General features: G+C 51.5%; 22 protein-coding genes. 20 read left to right on the top strand and 2 right to left on the bottom strand.

What is annotated here, in order from left to right:
• Positions 1 to 93: 93 nt before the first annotated feature.
• From hisH to AKG43_RS03750, 19 genes are all read left to right on the top strand, one after another.
• Complete coding sequence (hisH, locus tag AKG43_RS03840) at positions 94 to 738, top strand: imidazole glycerol phosphate synthase subunit HisH (protein ID WP_054599257.1); 645 nt, start codon at positions 94 to 96, stop codon at positions 736 to 738.
• Positions 739 to 937: 199 nt separating this feature from the next.
• Entirely contained in the window at positions 938 to 1,675 is a 738-nt protein-coding gene (gene hisA / locus AKG43_RS03835; protein WP_054599256.1) for a 1-(5-phosphoribosyl)-5-[(5-phosphoribosylamino)methylideneamino]imidazole-4-carboxamide isomerase, read from the top strand.
• A 122-nt stretch (positions 1,676 to 1,797) separates the two neighbouring features.
• Positions 1,798 to 2,115, top strand: a complete 318-nt coding sequence (locus AKG43_RS03830; RefSeq protein ID WP_054599255.1) for a hypothetical protein — start codon at positions 1,798 to 1,800, stop codon at positions 2,113 to 2,115.
• A 61-nt stretch (positions 2,116 to 2,176) separates the two neighbouring features.
• Positions 2,177 to 2,944, top strand: a complete 768-nt coding sequence (gene hisF / locus AKG43_RS03825) for an imidazole glycerol phosphate synthase subunit HisF (protein WP_054599254.1) — start codon at positions 2,177 to 2,179, stop codon at positions 2,942 to 2,944.
• 58 nt (positions 2,945 to 3,002) lie between these two features.
• A complete protein-coding gene (locus tag AKG43_RS03820; RefSeq protein ID WP_054599253.1) occupies positions 3,003 to 3,551 on the top strand; it encodes a CreA family protein in 549 nt (182 codons plus the stop codon).
• Between the two features lie 201 nt (positions 3,552 to 3,752).
• Positions 3,753 to 4,511 (top strand): sulfite exporter TauE/SafE family protein, encoded by a 759-nt coding sequence (locus AKG43_RS03815; protein ID WP_054599252.1) that lies wholly within the window; start codon positions 3,753 to 3,755, stop codon positions 4,509 to 4,511.
• A gap of 40 nt (positions 4,512 to 4,551) precedes the next feature.
• The gene (locus tag AKG43_RS03810) at positions 4,552 to 5,016 is read left to right on the top strand and encodes a copper resistance protein NlpE N-terminal domain-containing protein (RefSeq protein ID WP_054599251.1); all 465 of its coding nucleotides are present in this window, start codon (positions 4,552 to 4,554) and stop codon (positions 5,014 to 5,016) included.
• Between the two features lie 26 nt (positions 5,017 to 5,042).
• Positions 5,043 to 6,578: an amidase gene (locus tag AKG43_RS03805; protein ID WP_369799562.1), complete on the top strand. Its 1,536-nt coding sequence runs from the start codon at positions 5,043 to 5,045 to the stop codon at positions 6,576 to 6,578.
• Between the two features lie 71 nt (positions 6,579 to 6,649).
• The gene (gene hisI / locus AKG43_RS03800) at positions 6,650 to 7,048 is read left to right on the top strand and encodes a phosphoribosyl-AMP cyclohydrolase (RefSeq protein ID WP_004283878.1); all 399 of its coding nucleotides are present in this window, start codon (positions 6,650 to 6,652) and stop codon (positions 7,046 to 7,048) included.
• 114 nt (positions 7,049 to 7,162) lie between these two features.
• Positions 7,163 to 7,570, top strand: coding sequence for an energy transducer TonB (locus tag AKG43_RS03795; RefSeq protein ID WP_054599250.1), 408 nt, complete (start codon positions 7,163 to 7,165; stop codon positions 7,568 to 7,570).
• A gap of 337 nt (positions 7,571 to 7,907) precedes the next feature.
• A complete protein-coding gene (locus tag AKG43_RS03790; protein ID WP_197273111.1) occupies positions 7,908 to 8,339 on the top strand; it encodes an energy transducer TonB in 432 nt (143 codons plus the stop codon).
• A gap of 193 nt (positions 8,340 to 8,532) precedes the next feature.
• Positions 8,533 to 9,702 carry an O-succinylhomoserine sulfhydrylase gene (gene metZ / locus AKG43_RS03785; RefSeq protein WP_054599248.1) on the top strand — a complete coding sequence of 390 codons (1,170 nt, stop codon included), beginning with the start codon at positions 8,533 to 8,535 and terminating at the stop codon, positions 9,700 to 9,702.
• Positions 9,703 to 9,769: 67 nt separating this feature from the next.
• A complete protein-coding gene (locus tag AKG43_RS03780; RefSeq protein ID WP_054599247.1) occupies positions 9,770 to 9,976 on the top strand; it encodes a DUF2788 domain-containing protein in 207 nt (68 codons plus the stop codon).
• Positions 9,977 to 10,060: 84 nt separating this feature from the next.
• On the top strand, positions 10,061 to 10,915 hold the full coding sequence (folP, locus tag AKG43_RS03775; RefSeq protein ID WP_054599246.1) for a dihydropteroate synthase: 855 nt from the start codon (positions 10,061 to 10,063) through the stop codon (positions 10,913 to 10,915).
• A gap of 145 nt (positions 10,916 to 11,060) precedes the next feature.
• Entirely contained in the window at positions 11,061 to 12,419 is a 1,359-nt protein-coding gene (gene glmM / locus AKG43_RS03770; RefSeq protein WP_054599245.1) for a phosphoglucosamine mutase, read from the top strand.
• Positions 12,420 to 12,593: 174 nt separating this feature from the next.
• Positions 12,594 to 13,277, top strand: a complete 684-nt coding sequence (locus AKG43_RS03765) for a DedA family protein (protein WP_054599244.1) — start codon at positions 12,594 to 12,596, stop codon at positions 13,275 to 13,277.
• 97 nt (positions 13,278 to 13,374) lie between these two features.
• Positions 13,375 to 14,343, top strand: a complete 969-nt coding sequence (speB, locus tag AKG43_RS03760; protein ID WP_054599243.1) for an agmatinase — start codon at positions 13,375 to 13,377, stop codon at positions 14,341 to 14,343.
• Between the two features lie 322 nt (positions 14,344 to 14,665).
• A complete protein-coding gene (locus tag AKG43_RS03755; RefSeq protein WP_054599242.1) occupies positions 14,666 to 16,465 on the top strand; it encodes an assimilatory sulfite reductase (NADPH) flavoprotein subunit in 1,800 nt (599 codons plus the stop codon).
• A 443-nt stretch (positions 16,466 to 16,908) separates the two neighbouring features.
• Positions 16,909 to 18,126, top strand: coding sequence for an aspartate kinase (locus AKG43_RS03750; RefSeq protein WP_054599241.1), 1,218 nt, complete (start codon positions 16,909 to 16,911; stop codon positions 18,124 to 18,126).
• Between the two features lie 166 nt (positions 18,127 to 18,292).
• On the opposite strand, the gene azu is transcribed toward AKG43_RS03750, so the two are convergent.
• Together azu and ilvA are read right to left on the bottom strand one after the other, a co-directional pair.
• Positions 18,293 to 18,862, bottom strand: coding sequence for an azurin (gene azu / locus AKG43_RS03745; protein WP_054599240.1), 570 nt, complete (start codon positions 18,860 to 18,862; stop codon positions 18,293 to 18,295).
• A gap of 183 nt (positions 18,863 to 19,045) precedes the next feature.
• Positions 19,046 to 20,569: a threonine ammonia-lyase, biosynthetic gene (gene ilvA, locus AKG43_RS03740; protein WP_054599239.1), complete on the bottom strand. Its 1,524-nt coding sequence runs from the start codon at positions 20,567 to 20,569 to the stop codon at positions 19,046 to 19,048.
• A gap of 390 nt (positions 20,570 to 20,959) precedes the next feature.
• Here ilvA and AKG43_RS03735 point away from each other — a divergent pair, with 390 nt between their 5' ends.
• Positions 20,960 to 22,150 carry a D-alanyl-D-alanine carboxypeptidase family protein gene (locus AKG43_RS03735; protein WP_054599238.1) on the top strand — a complete coding sequence of 397 codons (1,191 nt, stop codon included), beginning with the start codon at positions 20,960 to 20,962 and terminating at the stop codon, positions 22,148 to 22,150.
• The last annotated feature ends 251 nt before the right edge of the window (positions 22,151 to 22,401 follow it).

Genomic DNA, 22,401 nt, shown 5'->3' with positions numbered 1-22,401 from the left:
ATGATTCTGATATGATGCGGCAAACTAAAAAATCCGAAACCTCAGTTAAGTTTACCCGAAGGTTTCGGGCCGTCTGAAAAGGATGATTCCACTATGAATATTGCCATCGTAGATTACGGCATGGGTAATCTGCATTCCGTGCTCAAATCCGTGCAGGCCGCGCAAAAACTTGCCGGAGTTGATGCCGAAATCAAACTCACCGACCGCCCCGAAGAAGTATTTGCCGCCGATAAAATCATTTTTCCGGGGCAGGGGGCTATGCCGGACTGCATGGGCGCGTTGCAAAAAAGCGGACTTGGCGAAGCCGTTTCAGACGGCCTCAAAAACAAACCGTTTTTCGGCATCTGCGTGGGCGCACAGCTTTTGTTCGAGCACAGCGAAGAGGGCGATACCGCCGGTTTAGGTTGGTTTAAAGGCGAGGTCAAACGCTTTGCCGCCAATCTTCACGACGGAGAGGGCTGCAAGCTGAAAGTGCCGCATATGGGTTGGAATACCGTACACCAAACGCAGGCGCACCCGCTGTTTCAAGATATTGCCCAAGACACCCGTTTTTATTTTGTGCACAGCTACTATTTTGCGCCCGCCGATAACGACATCATACTCGGCACCAGCAGCTACCCTAACGAATTTGCGTGTATCGTCGGCAAAGACAATGTATTCGCCACCCAATTCCACACCGAAAAAAGCCATGACGGCGGCTTACTGCTCTTGCGTAATTTTTTACGCTGGAACGGATAAGTTGTGTAAAATAAATGCTGAAAATTTTGCAAAACCGCCGTCTGCGGCGCATTTCCGTACCAGAAGTTGCCAACCTATTTATTTGATTGAACGGCATCCGCAGCTGCGGAGCAAAGTTTTATGCTGTGATTCCGGCTTTCAGACGGCCTTTATTTCTTGATGCCGTCTGAAACTTTACTTTAAAACAAAATAAATCAATATGTTACTGATTCCTGCCATAGATTTGAAAGAAGGCCGCTGCGTGCGCCTGAAACAGGGCTTGATGGATCAAGCCACCGTGTTTTCCGACAACCCCGCCGAAACCGCCGTGCATTGGCTGAAACAAGGCGCGCGCCGCCTGCATTTGGTGGATTTGGACGGCGCATTCGCAGGCAAGCCGAAAAACCTCGATGCGATTGCGGCGATTTTGCAGGAAGTGTCTAAAGACATCCCCGTTCAGCTCGGCGGCGGCATCCGCAATTTGGAAACCATTGAAAAATATCTGGCTTTAGGTTTGACCGATGTGATTATCGGCACGGCCGCAGTCAAAAATCCCGAATTTGTGCGCGAAGCCTGCAAAGAATTTGCCGGCCACATTATCGTTGGCTTGGATGCCAAAGACGGGATGGTGGCCATCGACGGCTGGGCAACCGTAACCGACCATCACGTTATCGATTTGAGCAAACGGTTTGAAGACGACGGCGTGAACGGCATCATCTATACCGATATCGGCCGCGACGGCATGATGAGCGGTGTCAACATCGAAGCCACCGTTAAGCTGGCCGAAGCCGTGAATATTCCCGTTATCGCTTCAGGCGGCCTGACCGATTTAAACGACATCCGCGCCTTGTGTGCGGTAGCAAAAAGCGGTGTGGCGGGTGCGATTACCGGCCGGGCGATTTACGAAGGCAGCATCGATTTTGCCGAAGCGCAGCAGTTGGCCGATTCGTTGGCATAACGCTTACATAAAAATAATATGCTCGGGCCGTCTGAAAGGGTTTGCAGCGCAGCCCGGTTTGTCTGCCCGAACACACTATTCATCAAATTTCGTCTTACTTATTGAATTTATAAGGTAAAAATATGTTTCAGGCTTTTTTGCTCGGTTTTTGGGCAATATGGTCTTATGATCGCGATGTTCACGCCATCAGCGAAAGTTTGACTTTCATGATTATTGCCGTGCTGATCAGCATGGGTGTGAATTTTGCCATGCCGATGATTAACGGGGAATGGGCGCTGATTATGGCCATTTTGTGGATGTATGTAGCCGGCGTATTAACGGTGGTTAACCGTTATTCCAACAGCTTTGTAACCACTATGCTGATTGCTTGTATTTCTGCTGTGGGCTTTTATCAGCTCTCCGAACGGTTGCCCGGCTGGGTGGCTTCGTGGATAGTATAAACGGCAGGCTGCTTGGTGCAGCCTGAATTTATTTTACGGATTTGTTTTTCAGGAATGATTCATGGCATTAGCAAAACGCATTATCCCCTGTTTGGACGTGGACAACGGCCGCGTTGTCAAAGGTGTCAACTTCGTCGGCCTGCGCGATGCCGGCAATCCGGTTGACGTAGCCAAACGCTATAACGACGAAGGTGCCGACGAGCTGACCTTTCTCGACATCACCGCTTCTTCCGACAACCGCGACACCATTCTGCATGTGATTGAAGAAGTCGCCTCGCAAGTGTTTATACCGCTCACCGTCGGCGGCGGCGTGCGCTCCGTAGCCGATGTGCGCCGCCTGCTCAACGCGGGTGCCGACAAAGCCAGCATCAACACCGCCGCCGTAACCAATCCCGATTTGGTGAACGAAGCCAGCGGCTTTTTCGGCTCGCAAGCGATTGTGGTGGCGATTGATGCCAAAGCCGTCAACCCCGAAAACACCCGCTGGGAAGTGTTTACCCACGGCGGACGCAAAGCCACCGGCATTGATGCGGTCGAATGGGCGAAAAACATGCAGGCGCGCGGAGCGGGCGAGATTCTGCTCACCAGTATGGACAGGGACGGCACCAAAATCGGCTTTAACCTGCCGCTTACCCGCGCCATCAGCGAAGCGGTGGATATTCCCGTTATCGCCTCCGGCGGCGTGGGCAACGTGCAGCATCTGATTGAGGGCGTAAAAGAAGGCAAGGCCGATGCCGTGCTGGCCGCCAGCATTTTCCACTTCGGCGAAGTGAGCATACGCGAAGCCAAAGAAGCCATGCGTGCGGCGGGTATCGAAATGCGTTTGTAATATTCACTTTCAGACGGCCTTTCAACCGTTGAGGCCGTCTGAAAAGAAAGAAACCGATATGAAAAAGTTCATTCCAATTGTATTGATGTCTGTCCTGCTGGCCGCGTGCGGCGGCGGTGGGGATACCGATAAAATCGGCGAAGCCAGCACCGTGTTCAACATGCTCGGCAAAAACGACCGTATTGAAATCCATGCGTTCGACGACCCGCAGATTCAAGGCGTTACCTGCTATATTTCCTACGCCAAAAAAGGCGGCCTGAAAGAAACAGTGAACTTGGAAGAAGATGCTTCCGACGCTTCCGTATCCTGCGTGCAGACCGCGCCGCAAATCAGCTTTAACGAGGCCGAAATCGCCAAGCCGCAGAAAATTTTCAAAAAAGGCTCCAGCTTTATTTTCAAAACCCTACAAGTGATGCGCTATTACGACCCCGCGCGCAAAGTGTTTTCATACATGGTGTACAGCGACAAAGTGATTCAAGGTTCGCCGAAAAACTCGATGGACGCTTTTTCCTGCTACACCGGCGCACCGCTGGACGCTGCCAAAGTGAGCGTGCAGCCCAACCAGCAGATTCACGGCTCGTGCATCGTTACGCTTGCTCAGAAATAAACAGCAAATAAACTTTAAAAGAGTACGTTCGTCATGCTCGGGCTGGACCCGAGCATCTTTGATAAGATTACTGGAATCGAAGATACTCGGGTCAAGCCCGAGTATGCGAGTGTGACGGAGCTATGAAAAAGTTTATTTTATAAACTTCAGGCCGTCTGAAAGCCGTAGGCTTCTACCAAGCTACAAACAGATCGGAGCAGCATGGATTTAACCCTTTGGCATTATGCGGCGATTGCCGTGCTGGGCATTTTGGCCAGCATCATCAATATTTTGGCGGGCGGAGGTTCCAATCTGATTCTGCCGCTGTTGATGGCTTTCGGCGTGCCGCCCGATATTGCCAACGCCAGCAACCGCGTCGGCATTTTTTTCCAGTCGCTCACCGGCATCAGAGGGTTTAGAAACGCCGGTGCGTTGCCTACACACGATTTGCGCGGCATTTTGCTGCCGATGGTATTCGGCGGTTTGGTCGGCTCCGTGCTGGCTTCGGTATTGCCCAATCAGATTCTGAAACCCGCTTTGCTCGTCTGCATTCTCGGTGTGGCCACGCTCACTTTTCTCAAACCGCAGCTTTTATTGCCGCCGCAAAACGTGCAGGAACGCAAAGTGTCCGACACGCGCGGGGCGGCGGTTTTGCTGTTTGCCGTCGGTATTTACGGCGGTTTTGTGCAGGCCAGCACCGCGTTTATTCTGCTGCCCGTACTGGCGGGCGTGCTGCAATACAACCTGCTGCGCGCCAATGCCTTAAAACTGGTGTGCACGCTGGCGTTTACCGTCGTGGCTTTGGCCGTGTTTATCGTGCAGGGGCAGATTTGGTGGGATGTCGGCCTCGTGCTGGCGGCCGGCAATATACTCGGTTCGATGATCGGTGTGAAAATTGCGTTGAAACTCTCGCCCAACACCTTGCGTACGATTTTGTTTGTGATGACGGTTGTGGCCGTAGCCGCGGCGTTTTTGAAGTAGAAGAGGCCGTCTGAAAACACAGATTTCAAAAGGTAAATTCATGAACATGCCTGCAAAATCCTACCGCTTCATTCTGCTTGCCTTAGCCTTATTTCAGACGGCCTGCACGCTCGAAAGCAGCAGCCAGCCCAAAGCCGAACGCGAAGTTTTATCCGCAGTTGCCGCCAAAGATTCGGCTTCTTGGGTCGGCATCTATCGCGGCGAACTGCCTTGCGCCGACTGCGATTACATCGAAGCCACCATCGTTTTGCGCGACAATCTGCATTACAGCTTAACTACCCGACACGTCGGCAGAGTGGCCGGCGTATTGCCGTCTGAAAAACGCGGCACCTTCCATTGGCGCGACGACGGCCTGCTGCAATTGGATGCCGCGGGCGACAATATGGTGTTTTTCGCCCACGAAAAAGGCCTGCAAATGCGCGGCAACGACGGTAAAGCTTATCCCAACAGCAAAGGAAAAATCTGCGGTTTGGCGAAAACCGGCAGTTTTGTGCCCGGGCAGTGAGCGGTTTTCAGACAGGCATTCTTGCGATGGCCTGCTCTGCTGTACAACAAGGAGAAACCATGCAGTTTGAGGAATACAGAAAATATGATGCCGTCGGCTTGGCAGAGTTGATCCGCAAAGGCGAAGTATCTGCCGATGAAGTGCTTCAGACGGCCTTAAACCGTTTAGACGCGGTAAATCCCAAGCTCAATTTATTGGCCCATGATTTGCGCGAACGGGCTTTTTCATGGCAGAGGCCGTCTGAAAATCCCCATGCGCCTTTGGTTGGCGTGCCGTTTCTATTGAAAGATTTAATCGCCGATTGGGAAGGCACGCCCACATGGTCGGGTTCGCGCATGATGAAAAATTATGTAGCCAAACAAAACAGCGCTTTAACTCAGGCTTATCTAAATGCGGGGTTGCGCATTTTCGGTAAAACCACCACGCCGGAATGGGGCGCGTATCCTGTTACTGAAACAGAAATCTATGGCATTACCCGCAATCCGTGGAACTTAAGCTATACACCGGGCGGCAGCAGCGGCGGTTCGGCGGCAGCCGTTGCCGCAGGTGTTGTGCCGGCAGCGCATGGCGGCGACGGCGGCGGTTCGATACGTGTGCCCGCCCATAATTGCGGCATCTTCGGCTTGAAACCGAGCCGTGGCCGCAGCAGCTTTGAACCGTTACAAAGCGAAGCATGGCAAGGCTTGGTCAACGAACATGTGCTGACCCGCAGCGTGCGCGACAGCGCCCTGTTTCTCGATATTGCAGCTCAAACCCAAACACACGCCCTGTATGCCTGCCCCCGACCTGCCGAATCGTTTTCAGACGGCCTCAAACACGACACAGGCCGTCTGAAAATCGCTTTTTGGCGGAAGCCGTGGTTTGGCGGAGAAAATGATGCAGACACGCAAGCGGCATTTGGCCACAGTCTGAAATTGTTGTCAGATGCAGGGCATGATTTAGAAGAAGCCTCTCCCGATTTTTCCTCGCCTAAAATACTCAACCGTGCAGCAAGGGTCTTGGTGATGGGTGAAACAGCCAAACTGCTTTATCTTCATCAACAGGCAACGGGGCAAAAACTGCATCACAGCCAGTTGGAACCGACAACTTGGGCGTTGATTTCACAAGGACAGCAAATCAGTGCAGGCGAAATGGCGTGGGCGCGTGACGTGATGCTGACACAGGGGCGCGCCGCCGAAGCGTTTTTTACACGCTACGATGTCTTAATGACACCGATTTGCCCGCGTACCACACCGAAAATCGGCGAACTCATGCCGTCTGAAACCGAGCAAAAGATCATTCGTTTGCTGTTCGGCACGTTGAAATTAGGCTGGCTGATGAAACAAAACCCCTTGATTGAAAAAGAAGCCGAGCGCACGTTGCAATACATTGGCTACGCCGCACCATTTAATATGAGCGGCAATCCCGCCATGAGTGTGCCGCTGTTTTGGCACAACGGGCTGCCGATAGGTACACAGTTTGCCGCAGCACACGGGCGGGAAGATTTACTGCTGCGTTTGGCGGCGCAATTAGAACAGATTCAACCGTGGGCAGAGAAACAACCACCGATAGATATAAGATAAAATCATCAACCTTAAAAATATCGTACAAGAAAGCCGGTATAAAAGGCCGTCTGAAAAAGGAGTCAACAAACATGCCGAACCCACTGCTGGATGCCGTTAAATTCGATGAAAAAGGCTTGGTCTGCGCCATCGCACAAGACGCGAAAACCCTGCGCGTGCTGATGGTGGCTTGGATGAACGCCGAAGCGCTGCAAAAAACCGCCGAAACGGGTTATGCCCACTATTACAGCCGTTCGCGCCAAAAGCAATGGATGAAAGGCGAAGAGTCGGGGCATACGCAAAAAGTGCACGAGCTGCGTTTGGATTGCGACGGCGATGCGGTGATTATGCTGATAGACCAAGCCGGCGGCATTGCTTGCCATACCGGCCGCGAAAGCTGCTTCTACCGCGTGTGGCGCGATGGCGAATGGCATATTGTAGATGCGGTATTGAAAGACGAAAAAGAGATTTACGGGCATACGCACGGTTGATAGAGGCCGTCTGAAAGCCGTAGGCTTCTGAGAAGCCAAAACGGGCTTTACTCGCTTCATTAAAATCGCTTAACGGGTTTTTCTAAAATATATTTTGAATACAACACGGAAAAAATGAAAAAACATCTGTGCATTTTATGGGTAATGATGGCAGCGGGCGTAAGCACGAAAGCGTTTGCCGAACCTGCCGCATTAACAACGCCTTTGACTTTTAACGAGATTAAAAAGGCTGATACAAACCCGCATTCGGGCTGGATACCTGTGCCGATGCTTCACTATCCTGAAGAAGCGGAAATGAAAGGCTGGGAAGGCGATGTGGTCGTTTCCGTTCTGGTTGCGCCCGATGCGAGTATTCAAAACGTAGAGGTAATCCAATCAAGCGGATATAAAGTATTGGATGAAGCGGCTAAAAAAACAATAGCGCAAGCCACATTCAAGCCGCACGGGTGGACAGCGTTCCGTATTCCCTTGCGCTTCCGTTTGGACGGGGGCAAACGGCAATGTGCAAAAAGCATCTGCTGAGCAGGAAAAAGAAGCGCATATAGAGCAGTTTTTATTGGTCTCGGTAAACAATAAAGTCTATAAAATCAAATTGATTAACCCTAATGAAATTCATAATAGGGATAATGAGACGCCAAAATAAGCGTGGAAAGTAAAGTTTGCCGACACGAAACAACGGATAAGATATACAGCCAGATAAGCTTTTGTTCCGATAAATAAAAACTTCCCGCGGCGGATTATCTGTCTTTATTGAGGCCGTCTGAAAAGTCGGCTTAATTGGCGGGTAAGGTAACGATAGTGCGTATCCGTCCAATCGAGCATGGGCGCCACAGAAAAGAGAATCACCAAAGGGTCAACAATGAAAAAGCATAATGATATTTTTGCCGTATTGCTCGCTGCTTTTTGTGGGGGAACTGCGGTTGCCGCACCGATGGCTCCTTCAAAAACGCTGCCTGCAACGTCGTCGGCGGAAATGCCGATTAAGAAAACCGGGCAAATCCCCCGTCCTGTTTATCCCGTTATGTCTGTTGAAAAAGGCGAAGAAGGAAAAGTGGTGCTGTCTATACTGGTAGCGCCGGGAGGCCGTGTCACCGAAGTAAAGTTAATTGAATCCAGCGGATATGAAAGGTTGGACAAAGCGGCAATCCACGCGGCATGGAAAAGTAAATTCGACACACAGGAATGGACTGATTTTAGAACCATAGTGAGATTCGATTTAGACAACGATCTGAAAGAAAATGCTATCCAAAAAGAACAGCCGCAGTCATCGGAGCAGGCAGGCTCAACATAAACGGCAGCCGAAGCGTTGAGTAAAGCCGAGGCCGTCTGAAAATCTGAACTGTCCCCCAATCTTTGCGCCAAACCAAGCTTTTCCAACAAGCGGTATGGGGTTTTTAAGGTTGAAACCCCGTTCAAATAAGCGCAAAATGTGGGCAATTTTTGCCGTGCCTTTTCAGACGGCCTGTTGATAACGAGAAAGAATCATGAGCGATACACTCCACCCCGAAACGCTGGCGATACGCGGTGCGAAAAGCCAAACCGAATATAACGAGCACAATCAGGCGCTGTTTTTAACCAGCAGCTTTATGTTTGACGATGCCGCGCAAGGTGCAGCCTTGTTTGCAAAAGAAATCGAAGGTTACACTTACTCGCGCACGGCCAATCCTACCGTGGCGGCGTTTGAAAAACGGGTGGCCTGTTTGGAAGCGGGCGAGAGCGGTGTGGCAACCTCTACGGGCATGTCGGCGATTCAGGCGGCCATGCTGACGTTTTTGAAAACGGGCGACCATCTGATTGCCAGCCGCAGCCTGTTCGGCACTACGGCGGGGTTTATCAACGGTATCGTGTCGAAATTCGGTATCGAAATCACGCTGGTGTCGCAAACCGATGTGTCCGAATGGCGGGCGGCGGTGAAAGAAAACACCAAGATGCTGTTTTTGGAAACGCCTTCCAATCCTTTGAACGAAATCGCCGATATCGAAGCATTGGCCGCCGTGGCGCATGATACGGGCGCGCTTTTGGTGGTGGACAACAGTTTTTGTACGCCGGCTATTCAGCAGCCTTTGAAATTCGGTGCGGATTTGTCGGTGCAGTCGGCAACCAAAGGTATCGATGGTCAGGGCAGGGTGTTGGGCGGTGTGATTTGCGGCAAAACCGCTTTGATTAAAGAAATCGCGATGTACAGCAATTCGGCAGGTTTGGCTTTGTCACCGTTTAGTGCGTGGGTGCTGCTCAGCGGAGTGGAAACGCTGTTTGTGCGCATGGAAAAGCAGGCGGCCAATGCTTTGCAGATTGCCCGATGGCTGCGCGGTCAGGCCAAAGTGAAAGCCGTTTATTATGCCGGTTTGGATGATCACCCGCAGGCAGAGTTGATGCAAAAGCAGCAGGTTTCCGGCGGCATCGTGGTGGCTTTCGAGGTGGAAGGCGGCCAAGAAGCGGCGTGGAAAGTGATTGATTCGGTAAACATTTTCTCGAAAACCGCCAATCTCGGCGATGTGCGCTCCACCATTACGCACCCGTGGACGACCACCCACGGCAGAATGGCACCGGAAGCGAAACAGCAGGCAGGTATTGAAGCGGGTTTGCTGCGCTTGTCGGTAGGTTTGGAAAACGTGCAGGACTTGATTGCCGATTTGCAGCAGGCTCTGGCATAAGTTTCATGCGGCCTCTTGCTGTTTTATACAGAGGCCGTCTGAAAGAAAACAGTTGAGGAGTAGGAATATGGATGAGGCAGTATTTGCCGATTGGGCATTGAAAATCTGCTTAACCGTGCTGATTGTGTTTTTGGGCTTTATCGTGTGGAATCTCGGTAAAGAATCGAAAGCAGGCAAATTCGGCATGTTTGTTTTGTTTTTGGTGTTGGGGCTGGGCGTGTTCGGCTTTATCTTCAAAAACGTATTGATCGAATTTTTCGTATTGTCGAAATAAATATCAAGGCAGGCCGTCTGAACAGTTTTGCATGATTTCAGACGGCCTCTCCGTGTTTAAGCTGTATTTCCCGAAAGAAAACCGATGACTTCTCTTGTTTGGCAGGCAGGGCGTTTTACTATTGATTTAAGTGCGCCGAAAATAATGGGCATTGTGAACCTCACGCCCGATTCGTTTTCAGACGGCGGCGTCTATTCGCAAACCGTTCAAACGGCCTTGAAACACGCCGGGCAGCTGCTGAAAGAAGGCGCGGATATACTGGATATCGGCGGAGAATCCACCCGCCCGGGTTCGGATTATGTGCCGCCCGAAGAAGAATGGGCGAGGGTGTCGCCGGTGTTGAAAGAGTTGGCAACGTGGGGCGTGCCGGTTAGCTTGGACACACGCCGCACTGTGGTGATGAAGCAGGCTTTGGAGCAGGGCGGTGTGGATATCATCAACGATGTGTCGGCATTAAGCGATGAAGGTGCAGCAGATTTATTGGCGCAGCAGGCGCAAACCGGCATCTGCCTGATACACATGCAGGGTATGCCTGAAACCATGCAGGAAAATCCGCAATATCAAGATGTTGTGCGGGAAGTGGCCGATTATTTGAATGAGCGGACGGCAGCGTGTGTGCAGGCGGGTATCGCGAAAAACCGCATCGTGCTCGACCCCGGCTTCGGCTTCGGAAAAACCTTGCAACACAATATCTTATTGATGCGGCATTTAAACGAATTGGCCAAACAGTCCGGCCTGCCGCTGTTAATCGGCGTTTCGCGCAAACGCATGATCGGTGCGCTCACCGGCGAAGAAAACGCGGCCGAACGCGTGCACGGCAGCGTGGCGGCGGCATTGGCTGCCGTTGCCCGCGGCGCGCAAATAGTGCGCGTGCACGATGTCAAAGCCACGGCCGATGCTTTGAAAGTGTGGAATGCGTTGGGAATAAACGCAAATTAAATACCGCGCTTACCGATGCCGTCTGAAACTTTCAGACGGCATCGTTTATTGTGCCGAATACCAACCGAAAAACCTTGTAAACCGCTGGATACCGCTGCTGGGCTGCTTTACAATACGGGTTCAAGTCTGAACGGAGTGTTTTTATATGGTAAAAAAATATTTTGGAACCGATGGTGTGCGCGGCGAAGTAGGCCAGTTTCCGATTACGCCCGATTTTGTATTGAAACTCGGTTATGCGGCCGGACAGGTGCTGGTGCAGCACGACAGCGGCCAAAAGCCGACCGTGATCATCGGTAAAGACACCCGTATTTCCGGCTATATGCTCGAAGCCGCTCTGGTGGCAGGTTTTACCGCCGCAGGCGTTAACGTGATTCAAACCGGCCCGCTGCCGACGCCCGGCATCGCCTATCTTACCCGTGCGTTGCGCCTTTCCGCCGGCGTGATGATTTCCGCTTCGCACAACGTTTATTCCGACAACGGCATCAAGTTTTTTGCCGAAGGCGGCGTGAAGTTGAGCGACGAAATCGAGTTGGAAATCGAAGCCAAGCTGGACGAAGAAATCAAAACCCGCCCGTCCGACCGTTTGGGCAGGGCGCGCCGTGTCAGCGGTGCCGACGACCGCTATATCGAATTCTGCAAATCCACTTTCCCCGCCAATTACGACCTGCGCGGCTTGAAACTCGTCGTCGATACCGCCAACGGAGCGGGCTATCATGTGGCACCGAAAGTGTTTCACGAACTGGGCGCACATGTAGTGGCCATCAGCGACGAACCGAACGGCTACAACATCAACGAAAAATGCGGTGCCACCCATCCGAAAGCTTTGCAGGCCGCCGTGCTGCAAAACGAAGCCGATTACGGCATTTCGCTCGACGGCGACGGCGACCGCCTGATTATGGTTGACCGCCACGGCAAAGTGTACGACGGCGACAGCTTGATTTATGTGATTGCCAAAGCCCGTGCCGCAGAAGGTTCGGCCATCGGCGGCGTAGTCGGCACGGTAATGACCAATATGGCGATGGAATTGGCTTTGCAAGAACAGGGCGTGGCCTTTTGCCGTGCCAAAGTCGGCGACCGCTATGTGCTAGAGCAGTTGCAGCAGCGCGGTTGGCTGATTGGCGGCGAAGCCAGCGGCCATATTTTGTGCATGGACAAGCACAACACCGGCGACGGCATTATTTCCGCCCTGCAAGTGCTGGCCGCCCTGCGCACGCTGAATCAGGATTTGGCTACCGTTTGCGCCGACTGGCAGGCTTTCCCGCAAACCATGATCAATGTGCGCATTCAAAAAGGCCAAGATTGGCAGGGCGCATCGAAAGATGTGTTGGCCGAAGTGGAAAAAGAGTTGGAAGGCAAAGGCCGCGTCGTGCTGCGCGCTTCCGGCACCGAGCCTGTGGTGCGCGTGATGGTAGAAGCACGTCAGGCCGATTGGGCGAAGAAAGGTGCGGAACGGATTGCCGAGGCGATTCAAAACGCTTCCGACGCCGCTCAAACCAAGAAATGACAGGCATCTGTCGGACAGTATGTTCAGACGGCCTTCATACAGCTGTGAAGCCGGATTGCAAGGCAAAGGCTATGCCGCAGCCCAACCGGCTTTATACCTATCTTTGAGCATAGTTTTTGCGGCTTTATCAACTTAAGCGATATTTCACAATCAAACCAATAAGGGACAAGCGTTATGCTTGCTATTTTAGAAGCTTTCTTCATTCAATACGGTTATGCCGCAGTATTTTTGGTGCTGTTGGCATGCGGATTCGGTGTGCCGATTCCCGAAGACGTTACGCTGGTGGCAGGCGGCGTGATTTCGGGTTTGGGCTACACCAACGTGCATATTATGGTTGTTGTAGGCATGCTCGGCGTGTTGGTGGGCGACGGCCTGATGTTCGCCGCCGGACGGGTGTTCGGCCATAAAATATTGAAAGTACGCCTGATTGCCCGCGTGATGACGCCGCAACGCTACGCACAAGTTCAGGAAAAATTCGATAAATACGGCAACCGCGTGCTGTTTGCGGCACGTTTCCTGCCCGGCTTGCGTACGCCCATTTTCATCACCGCCGGTATCAGCCGCAAAGTATCGTATATGCGCTTTTTGATGATGGACGGCCTTGCCGCCCTGATTTCGGTGCCGGTGTGGGTGTATCTGGGTTCTTACGGTGCGGAAAACCGTACATGGCTGATGGAAAAAATCCATCAGTTCCAATACGGCTTGTTTATCGTAATCGGCATCGGTGCGGCGGTGCTGCTGTATTTCTTTTGGAAAAAACGCCAACGCCAACGTTTTTTCCGCCAGCACATCCGCGAGCTGCGTTTAAAACGCAAAGAGCGTCAAGCCGCAGCCAAAGCCAACCATACGGCGGATTAAGCAAGGTTGCTCTCCGGCAAAAGGCTTTCAGGCCGTCTGAAAGCCTTTGGTTTATTGATTCAGACGGCCTTTAAGCAATAAAGTATGAAAGACAGACATGAGCGGTAAAATTTACGGCGACGGTGCATTCCGTCGCGAATCACTCAAAGGTTCAACCATTGAAAACACTTATTCCGGCGCATTGTCGTTTATGCGCCGCCGCTACACGCGCGATTTGAGCGAGGCCGATGTAGTGGTTTCGGGCGTGCCGCTGGATTTGGCCACGACTTTCCGCCCGGGTGCGCGTTTAGGGCCTGCGGCTATCCGTGCCGCCAGCGTGCAGTTGGCCGAATTGAACCTGTTTCCGTGGGGCTTCGACCCGTTTGACGATTTGGCCGTAATCGATTACGGCGACTGCTGGTTTGATGCGCATCAGCCGTGGACAATTCGTGAAACCATCGTTCAACACGCGCGCGACATCATCAACAACAGCAACGCCAAAATGCTCACTTTCGGCGGCGACCATTTCATCACTTATCCGCTGTTGCAGGCACATGCCGAAAAATACGGCAAACCTTTGAGCCTGCTGCATTTCGATGCCCATTGCGACACTTGGCCGGACGATGCGCCCGAATCTTTGAACCACGGCACCATGTTTTACAAAGCCATCAAAGAAGGGTTGATCGAGCCGAAAACTTCGGCCCAAGTCGGCATCCGCACTTGGAACAGCGATTTTATGGGCATGAATATGCTGTTCGCGCCGTGGATTAATGAAAACGGCGTTGAGGCGACGGTAAAACGCATTTACGAGATTATCGGCGACAACCCCGTTTACATCACGTTCGATATCGACTGCCTCGACCCTGCGTTTGCTCCGGGTACCGGCACCCCTGTTCCCGGCGGTTTGAATTCGCATACCGCTCTGGGTATTGTCCGCGCGCTGGGCGATTTGAATATTGTCGGCATGGACGTGGTGGAGGTGTCTCCGGCCTACGATAATGCAGAGATTACCGCCATTGCCGCTGCGCATGTGGCCGCCGATATGCTGTGTTTGATGCGCAATAAAAAAGTGGCGGGTAAGTTGTAAGTGCAAACTTGCTGCGCTGCCGTATAAAAAAACGGGTCTGAATCTTTTCAGACCCGTTTTTTTATACGGGGAAGCGATTTAAAAATATAGTGAATCAATTTAAAAATAGCATATTGGTCATACTCGGGCTAAGCCCGAGTATGACGTTTTGGTTATTAAGCGGGGGATTAACGATAGCGGCTGGATATAACAAAAATGAATTTTGTTAAAACCAACCATTCTTTCCTTTTTTCAGACGGCCTGTTTAAAGTTCGGCAAAGTCAAACAGCCGTTTTACCGCACAGCGGCAACGGCGGTGTTAACAATAAAAAAGGAAACCCGCATGAGCCAAGCCAATCCGCTACCACCTGAACTGCCCGCTCAATTAACCGCGCTTTCGCCCACCCAACTGGCTTGGTTGTCGGGCTATTGTTGGGCGCAGAGCCAGCTGGGAGAAACCGCTTCCGTTCAGACGGCCTTTGCTGCGCCCGAAGCCGCGGCTCCCGCTGCCGAACCGCGCCGCGTAACCGTGCTTTCGGCCTCGCAAACCGGCAACGCCCGCCGGGTAGCCGCCGATTTGCTGGTGAAACTGGAGTCTGCGGGTATCAATGCGCGTTTGGTGGCGGCGGCCGATTTCAAAAGCAAAACGCTGCCCGAAGAAGACATTGTGCTGTTGGTAACGTCCACGCAGGGCGAGGGCGAGCCGCCGGAAGAAGCGGTGCCGCTGTATAAACTGCTGTTCGGCAAAAAAGCCCCCGATTTGAGCAAACTGAGCTTTGCCGTGCTCGGCTTGGGCGATTCTTCTTATCCCAAGTTTTGTCAGGCCGGTAAAGATTTCGATGCCAAACTTGCCGAATTGGGTGCAACCCGTTTAAGCGCGTTGGGTGAGTGCGATTTGGATTTTCAGACGGCCGCCAATGCTTGGGTGGAAACGGTTGCCGCTAAAGTGGCGGAACTGTGTGCGCAAGCCGCAACGTCGGTTTCAGACGGCCTCAAGCCTGTTCAAACACCGTCATCTGCCGCACAGGTTTACACGAAAGAGCAGCCGTTTACCGCCTCCCTTGCCGTCCGCCAGAAAATTACCGCCCGCAATGCCGAAAAAGATGTACAACATATCGAAATCGACTTGAGCGGCTCCGGCATCCGCTATCAAGCCGGCGATTCGTTAGGCATCTGGCCGCTGAACGCCCCCGACTTGGTGGCGGAAATTCTGGCCTTGAACAACTTAAACGGCAGCGAAACCGTGCGCCTTGCCGACGGCAGCGAAACCGATATTCAGACGGCCTTAACCGAACATGCCGACATCACTCAAAACACGCCTGCTTTTGTGCAGCAATATGCCGCTTTATCGGGTAGCGAAGACTTGCAGCGCACCGTAGAAAATGCCGAAGCATTGGATACTTATCTTGCCGTTACCCCGCCGGTGGGCGTGCTGGCCGATTTTCCGCATCCGTTGGATGCACAAACCCTGTTCGGGCTGTTCCGCGCCCAAACGCCGCGGCTGTATTCGATTGCTTCCGCGCAAGACGAAGTGGGCGATGAAGTGCATTTAACCGTGGGCATGGTGCGTTACGAACACCACGGCCACACCTACACCGGCGCGGCTTCGGGTTTTGTCGGCAGCACTTTGGAAGAGGGCGGCAGCGTGCGCGTGTTTGTCGAACCCAATCCGCATTTCTGCCTGCCCGAAAACGGTGATACGCCGGTAATCATGATCGGCGCAGGCACCGGCATAGCACCTTTCCGCGCCTTTATGCAGCAGCGCGAAGCCAACGGCGACGCGGGCAAAAACTGGCTGGTGTTTGGCAACCAACGGTTTACCGACGACTTTCTGTATCAGGCCGAATGGCTGCAATACCGCAAAAACGGCCTGTTGACCCGTGCCGACTTGGCTTGGAGCAGGCAAGGCAAAGAAAAAGTGTATGTACAGCACAAATTGGCCGAAAACGCCGCCGAAGTTTGGGCATGGCTGCAACAGGGCGCACATATATATGTGTGTGGCGACGCAACCCGCATGGCGCGAGATGTGGACAATACTTTGTTGGACATTATCGCCGAACAGGGCAAACTCAGCCGCGACGATGCCGAAGAATATTTGAACGGTTTGCGCGAAGACAGGCGTTACCAGCGCGATGTTTATTAACGCTTTGAATCGTTTGAACTTAGAGGCGTGAGGCCGTCTGAAAAATGGTTTTCAGACGGCCTCGATCTATACATGTAGTTAATCCACTTAATTTTTCATACAAGGCAGCAAACCGCAGACAGTACAGGTAGCACGGAACCGATTCTGTACCGCATTAGCGGCTTACACAATCGTTCCCTTTGAGCTAAAGCACAGCAACGCCGTAGTCAAAATAAAATTGACTGATTGCATGTAAGCATTTGTTTTCATAAGCCAATATCGGCAGATGCACAGCTAAGTATGCAGCGGCAAAAAGCAACAAGCGCTCCGTCAAAGCATTTCATACACACAAAACCGCGTAGCACCTTGTATTACTCGGCAAAAATAGTAATAATGTTGCACATTTTTACAAATGCAACCGATATTCCGTTGCACCCGTCAACCCAATCAAGAAAGCACGAAACATGGCGTTAATCGTACAAAAATACGGCGGTACTTCAGTAGGCTCCGCCGAGCGTATCAAAAACGTAGCCAAACGTGTTGCCAAAACCCGCGCCGAAGGCCACGATGTGGTCGTGGTGGTATCTGCAATGAGCGGCGAAACCAACCGTTTGGTGGCACTGGCACACGAAATGCAAGATTTCCCCGACCCCCGCGAACTGGACGTTGTTTTGTCTACCGGCGAACAAGTAACCATCGGCCTGCTGGCCATGGCGCTGAAAGATATCGGCGTAGATGCCAAAAGTTATACCGGTTGGCAGGTTGCGGTTAAAACCGATAACGCCCATACCAAAGCCCGCATCGAAGACATCGACGACCAAGCCATGCGTGCCGATTTGAAAGCGGGCAAAGTGGTTATCGTGGCCGGTTTCCAAGGAGTAAACGCCAACGGTGATATTTCTACTTTGGGGCGCGGAGGTTCCGACACTTCGGCGGTGGCATTGGCGGCCGCATTAAAAGCCGACGAATGCCAGATTTATACCGATGTGGACGGCGTCTATACCACCGACCCGCGCGTGGTGCCCGAAGCCCGCCGATTGGATACGGTAACATTCGAAGAAATGCTGGAGCTGGCCAGCTTGGGTTCTAAAGTTTTACAGATCCGTTCGGTGGAATTCGCCGGTAAATACAAAGTACGCCTGCGCGTGTTAAGCAGCCTGCAAGAAGGCGGCAACGGTACATTAATTACCTTTGAAGAGGACAACAACATGGAAAGAGCAACCGTATCCGGTATTGCATTCGACAAAAACCAAGCCCGTATCAACGTGCGCGGCGTGCCGGACAAACCCGGTGTGGCTTATCAGATTCTCGGTGCGGTAGCCAATGCCAACATCGAAGTGGACATGATTATCCAAAATGTAGGCGCAGAAGGCACAACCGATTTTTCATTTACCGTGCCGCGCGGCGAATACAAGCCCGTGTTGGAGCTGTTGAACGGCTTAAAAGAAAGCATCGGCGCTGCTGAAATCGATGGTGACGATACCGTGTGCAAAGTGTCTATCGTTGGTTTGGGTATGCGTTCGCATGTGGGTGTTGCTTCTAAAATGTTCCGCACCTTGGCAGAAGAAGGCATCAATATTCAAATGATTTCGACTTCCGAAATTAAAGTATCGGTATTGATTGACGAAAAATATATGGAACTGGCCACGCGCGTGTTGCACAAAGCATTTGAACTGGCATAATTGCTGCGGCCTGCATATCGAATAAAAAATACTCACAAGTGTTGGGCTTGTGAGTATTTTTTATGCTCCGGTATGAAATATAGTCAATCAACTTGTTTTTCATACAAGGCAGCAACGCCGTAGTAAAAGTTGAGTTGATTGACTGGCAAATGGCCGGAAGAGAGTTTTAATCTACCAAATTAACTTTGCCGCGCATCAGCCCCACATGTCCGGGGAAAGAGCAGAAAAATTCGTATTGGTTTCCGGCGGCAAACTTACCGGTATCAACCGTAATGGCAGTTTCTTCACCGCCGCCGATCAGCTTGGTTGAAGCGATAACGCGCTCATCGCCGGCTTTAAGATATTCGCCTTCCACTCCGGCAGCAGCACCGTCTCTTGCAATGCCGTCCACATCTTCGGTTTTGGAAATAACAATGTTATGACCCATTGCCGCTTTAGGCATTTTGCCGACATGTTTCAGGTTGATGGTAAATTCTTTACATGCTTTGCTGATGTTGATTTCGGAAACATTGTATTTCATTGCATCGTCCGATTCTACAACGGTGCTGCAAGCGGCATCGGCTGCTGCGGCAGGAGCCGCTTCAGAAACGGCGGCGGCAGGTTCGGCGGCAGGTGCTGATGCAGGTGCGGTGGCAGCGGCAGGGGCTTCGGTTGCCGGAGCTTGTTGTGCAGGCTCTTGAGAACATGCGGTCAAACCTAATACGGCTGCGGAAATGAAAGCTAAATAAAGTTTCATGTGAAAACACTCCTTATGTGTATTGAGTTGTTTGGGTTAGCAGTTTTGAATAATTTGATTTAAACCATATTATTCATGAAAAAAGCTGAAAAATCAGGTTTTCGGATATTTTATTTCAATCTTGGTTGCGTTATGTCAAGTTTGCTGTTCAGACGGCCTGCTGACGGCATGCCCGGATGATATTCAGCCCAAAAAGAGTTTATACGCCGCATTATCGGTTTCGTCTTCGTAAACATAACCGAGTCCGTCGAGAAATTCGGCAAATGCTTCACAATCTTGTTGGGGCACATCTACACCCACGAGCACTCTGCCGTAGTCGGCACCGTGGTTGCGGTAATGGAAGAGTGTGATGTTCCAATCGGTTTGCATATTGCTTAAGAATTTTGCCAAAGCACCGGGGCGTTCGGGAAACTCGAAGCTGACCACCCGTTCGTTGGCTACTTTATGCGTGCGGCCGCCCACCATATAGCGTGTGTGGATTTTGGCAACTTCATTATCGGTCAGATCGGTGTTTGGCAATCCGGCGGCGGTGAGTTCCGCGCTGATTTTGGCTAAGTCTTGTACACCGGCCGTCTGAATACCGACGAAGATATGCGCGATTTGATCGTCGCCGTAGCGGTAGTTGAATTCCGTGATATTGCGGCGGCCGATGATGTTGACGAACTTTAAAAAGCTGCCCGGTTTTTCAGGAATGGATACGGCAAAAATGCCTTCGTTGCCTTCACCCAATTCACTGCGTTCCGATACGTGGCGCAGGCGGTGGAAGTTGATGTTCGCACCGCTGGTAACGGCAATCAGCGTTTCGTCTTGTGCTTGGGTGCGGTTTACATAGGCTTTGAGTCCGGCCAATGCCAAGGCTCCGGCAGGTTCCATAATACTGCGGGTGTCGTCGAAAATATCTTTAATGGCACCGCATACTGCATCGGTATCCACCGTAATAATGTCGTCGAGCAGGTCGCGGCAGATACGGAAGGTTTCTTCGCCTACAAGTTTGACTGCCGTGCCGTCTGAAAACAGCCCCACATCTTTCAGTTCAATCCGCTTTCCTTCTTCGATCGACACTTTCATGCAGCAAGAATCATGGGTTTGCACGCCGATAATTTTAATTTCGGGGCGAACCTGTTTGATAAAAGCGGCAATGCCTGCGGCCAAACCGCCGCCGCCGATGGGCACGAAAATGGCATTGATTTTGCCGGAAGTCTGGCGCAGGATTTCCATACCTACCGTGCCTTGGCCTGCGATTACATCGGGGTCGTCAAAAGGGGCGATATAAGTTAAACCTTCTTTTTCGGCGAGTTCGACCGCATAATCATAGGCATCGTTATAAGATACGCCTTTCAATACCACCTCGCCGCCGCGGTTTCTGACGGCATCCACTTTGATTTGCGGAGTGGTTTCGGGCATCACAATCACAGCGCGACACCCCAAACGCTGTGCCGACAAAGCCACGCCTTGAGCATGGTTGCCCGCACTGGCCGCAATAATGCCGCGTGCCAAAGCTTCTTTGGAAAGCTTCGACATTTTGTTGTACGCGCCGCGAATCTTAAAAGAAAACACGGGCTGCAAGTCTTCGCGTTTCAGCAAAATATGGTTGCCTGCACGGTGGGAAAGACTGCGTGCCTGTTCGAGAGGGGTTTCTACTGCTACGTCATACACAGAAGCATTCAGAATGCGGATAAGATAGTCGGAATAAGAAGGAGTGGCCATAATATTTATTTATTCTAATCAAAAAGGTATCTGTTTTTCCGCAGCAGAGGCAAACATGGAGCAATGAAAAGCGCAAACGCAAGATTGCGCTTCATTCGGCTAACCGCGCCATCGCTGAAACAAACAGGTTAAATAATATTTGAATAAACCCGAAACCATACTCCGCAGGCCGTCTGAAAGCAAGAAAAATCTTAGCAAATGAATACATTAATCGGTATAATGCGCCACTTAAACAAGGCTTGTTTCCGGCGGATATCGTGCTGCCGGAGCGATATAAACATTCCTTTAATAATTTGCAATACTTGCGTTAAGGCATGTCCTTATTCCTACAAGGCCGTCTGAAAATACAGACGGCTGTATCGTTCATAAACATTTAAAGAAGCCACCTACATGAAGAAAACCTTACTCGGCTTGATGATAACCGCCGCACTGATTTGCAACGCCTCTGCCGCAACCGCACCAAAAGCCGATGCACCTGCCCAAACTGCCACGCCGGCGGCTATCGCACTGCCTGAAATTTCCGCCACCGCTTATATTGTGAAAGATGCGCAAAGCGGCCAAATTCTCGCCGAAAAAAATCTCAATGCCCAAGTCGAACCGGCATCCCTTACCAAATTAATGACTGCTTATCTCGCTTTCAAAGCCTTGGATAACGGCACCTTGAAACCGGAACAAATGCTAACCGTATCCGATAAAGGTTGGCGGGCAGAAGGATCACGCATGTTTCTTGATCCCAAAAAGCCGGCTAGTGTCAGCGATTTAATCAAAGGGTTGATCGTGCAGTCGGGTAATGATGCCGCGATCACATTGGCAGAAGCCATCGGCGGCAGCGAAGAAGGATTTGCTTCTATGATGAATACTGAAGCTAAGCGCTTAGGTATGACCAATACTTTTTATACCAACAGCACCGGCTTGCCCGGAGAAGGCCATTTAACCAGCGTAAACGACTTGGTGATTTTGGCGGGAGCCATCATTCGGGATTTCCCCAAGTATTACCCGATTTACGCCATGAAATCGTTTAAATACAACAATATCGAACAACCCAACCGCAACTTGCTGCTTTATCGCGATTCCAGCGTAGACGGTTTGAAAACCGGCCATACCAGCAGCGCAGGCTATAATTTGGTTGCCTCAAGCAAACGCAACGGCCGCCGCGTAATCTCTGTGGTCGTCGGTACCGAAAGCACCGAAGCCCGGGCTTCCGAAAGCAGTAAATTATTGAATTGGGCCTTGCAGGCTTACGATACGCCCAAGCTGTATGATGCTAACCAAACCATCTCTCAGGTTAAGGTGTATAAAGGCAGCTCTAATGCCGTTAACGTAGGTTTTCTGAATGCTTCTTACGTTACGATCCCCCACGGTGAAGGCCAAAACATCAAACCGATACTGGAAACCGTTCAACCCGTATTGGCTCCCATTCAAAAAGGTCAGGTTTTGGGTAAGCTCAAAGTGATGAACGGCAACACCGTGTTGGCAGAAAAAAACGTGGTTGCTTTAAACGCTGTGGAAGAAGCCGGTTGGTTCGGTCGAACTTACGACAGTATTGTGCTTTGGTTTAAGAGCCTGTTTGCCGAAGCATAAACCGATTTGCCGAAGCCGCTTGATAAAAAGCGGCTTTTTTATGGGGCAAAAAGCCATTCGGAAAACGGGACGAGACCTTTGCAAAACCCCTATCTGCGGCGCATTTCTGCGTTGTGCGCTGCTCGCTCGTTTGCCTGTCTATATGATATGTCTGCACTCGCTGTGCTGCTTCAAATTAACTGTATCCGCATCTGAGAGTTTCGCAAAGGTCTTGGGGCATATAAATAAACATGCTTGTAAAAAATAAATTA

Origin of the sequence: Neisseria sp. 74A18 (assembly GCF_001308005.1) — a bacterium.
Classification (GTDB): Bacteria; Pseudomonadota; Gammaproteobacteria; order Burkholderiales; family Neisseriaceae; genus Neisseria; species Neisseria dumasiana.
The sequence above is the reverse complement of the archived record's forward strand: the minus strand, read 5'-3'. Positions and strand labels throughout refer to the sequence as shown.

Bases quoted from the DNA above. Each gene is read 5' to 3' on its own strand.
- hisH (WP_054599257.1), top strand. From the start codon at position 94: ATGAATATTGCCATCGTAGATTACGGCATGGGTAATCTGCATTCCGTG.
- hisA (WP_054599256.1), top strand. From the start codon at position 938: ATGTTACTGATTCCTGCCATAGATTTGAAAGAAGGCCGCTGCGTGCGC.
- AKG43_RS03830 (WP_054599255.1), top strand. From the start codon at position 1,798: ATGTTTCAGGCTTTTTTGCTCGGTTTTTGGGCAATATGGTCTTATGAT.
- hisF (WP_054599254.1), top strand. From the start codon at position 2,177: ATGGCATTAGCAAAACGCATTATCCCCTGTTTGGACGTGGACAACGGC.
- AKG43_RS03820 (WP_054599253.1), top strand. From the start codon at position 3,003: ATGAAAAAGTTCATTCCAATTGTATTGATGTCTGTCCTGCTGGCCGCG.
- AKG43_RS03815 (WP_054599252.1), top strand. From the start codon at position 3,753: ATGGATTTAACCCTTTGGCATTATGCGGCGATTGCCGTGCTGGGCATT.
- AKG43_RS03810 (WP_054599251.1), top strand. From the start codon at position 4,552: ATGAACATGCCTGCAAAATCCTACCGCTTCATTCTGCTTGCCTTAGCC.
- AKG43_RS03805 (WP_369799562.1), top strand. From the start codon at position 5,043: ATGGCCTGCTCTGCTGTACAACAAGGAGAAACCATGCAGTTTGAGGAA.
- hisI (WP_004283878.1), top strand. From the start codon at position 6,650: ATGCCGAACCCACTGCTGGATGCCGTTAAATTCGATGAAAAAGGCTTG.
- AKG43_RS03795 (WP_054599250.1), top strand. From the start codon at position 7,163: ATGAAAAAACATCTGTGCATTTTATGGGTAATGATGGCAGCGGGCGTA.
- AKG43_RS03790 (WP_197273111.1), top strand. From the start codon at position 7,908: ATGAAAAAGCATAATGATATTTTTGCCGTATTGCTCGCTGCTTTTTGT.
- metZ (WP_054599248.1), top strand. From the start codon at position 8,533: ATGAGCGATACACTCCACCCCGAAACGCTGGCGATACGCGGTGCGAAA.
- AKG43_RS03780 (WP_054599247.1), top strand. From the start codon at position 9,770: ATGGATGAGGCAGTATTTGCCGATTGGGCATTGAAAATCTGCTTAACC.
- folP (WP_054599246.1), top strand. From the start codon at position 10,061: ATGACTTCTCTTGTTTGGCAGGCAGGGCGTTTTACTATTGATTTAAGT.
- glmM (WP_054599245.1), top strand. From the start codon at position 11,061: ATGGTAAAAAAATATTTTGGAACCGATGGTGTGCGCGGCGAAGTAGGC.
- AKG43_RS03765 (WP_054599244.1), top strand. From the start codon at position 12,594: ATGCTTGCTATTTTAGAAGCTTTCTTCATTCAATACGGTTATGCCGCA.
- speB (WP_054599243.1), top strand. From the start codon at position 13,375: ATGAGCGGTAAAATTTACGGCGACGGTGCATTCCGTCGCGAATCACTC.
- AKG43_RS03755 (WP_054599242.1), top strand. From the start codon at position 14,666: ATGAGCCAAGCCAATCCGCTACCACCTGAACTGCCCGCTCAATTAACC.
- AKG43_RS03750 (WP_054599241.1), top strand. From the start codon at position 16,909: ATGGCGTTAATCGTACAAAAATACGGCGGTACTTCAGTAGGCTCCGCC.
- azu (WP_054599240.1), bottom strand. From the start codon at position 18,862: ATGAAACTTTATTTAGCTTTCATTTCCGCAGCCGTATTAGGTTTGACC.
- ilvA (WP_054599239.1), bottom strand. From the start codon at position 20,569: ATGGCCACTCCTTCTTATTCCGACTATCTTATCCGCATTCTGAATGCT.
- AKG43_RS03735 (WP_054599238.1), top strand. From the start codon at position 20,960: ATGAAGAAAACCTTACTCGGCTTGATGATAACCGCCGCACTGATTTGC.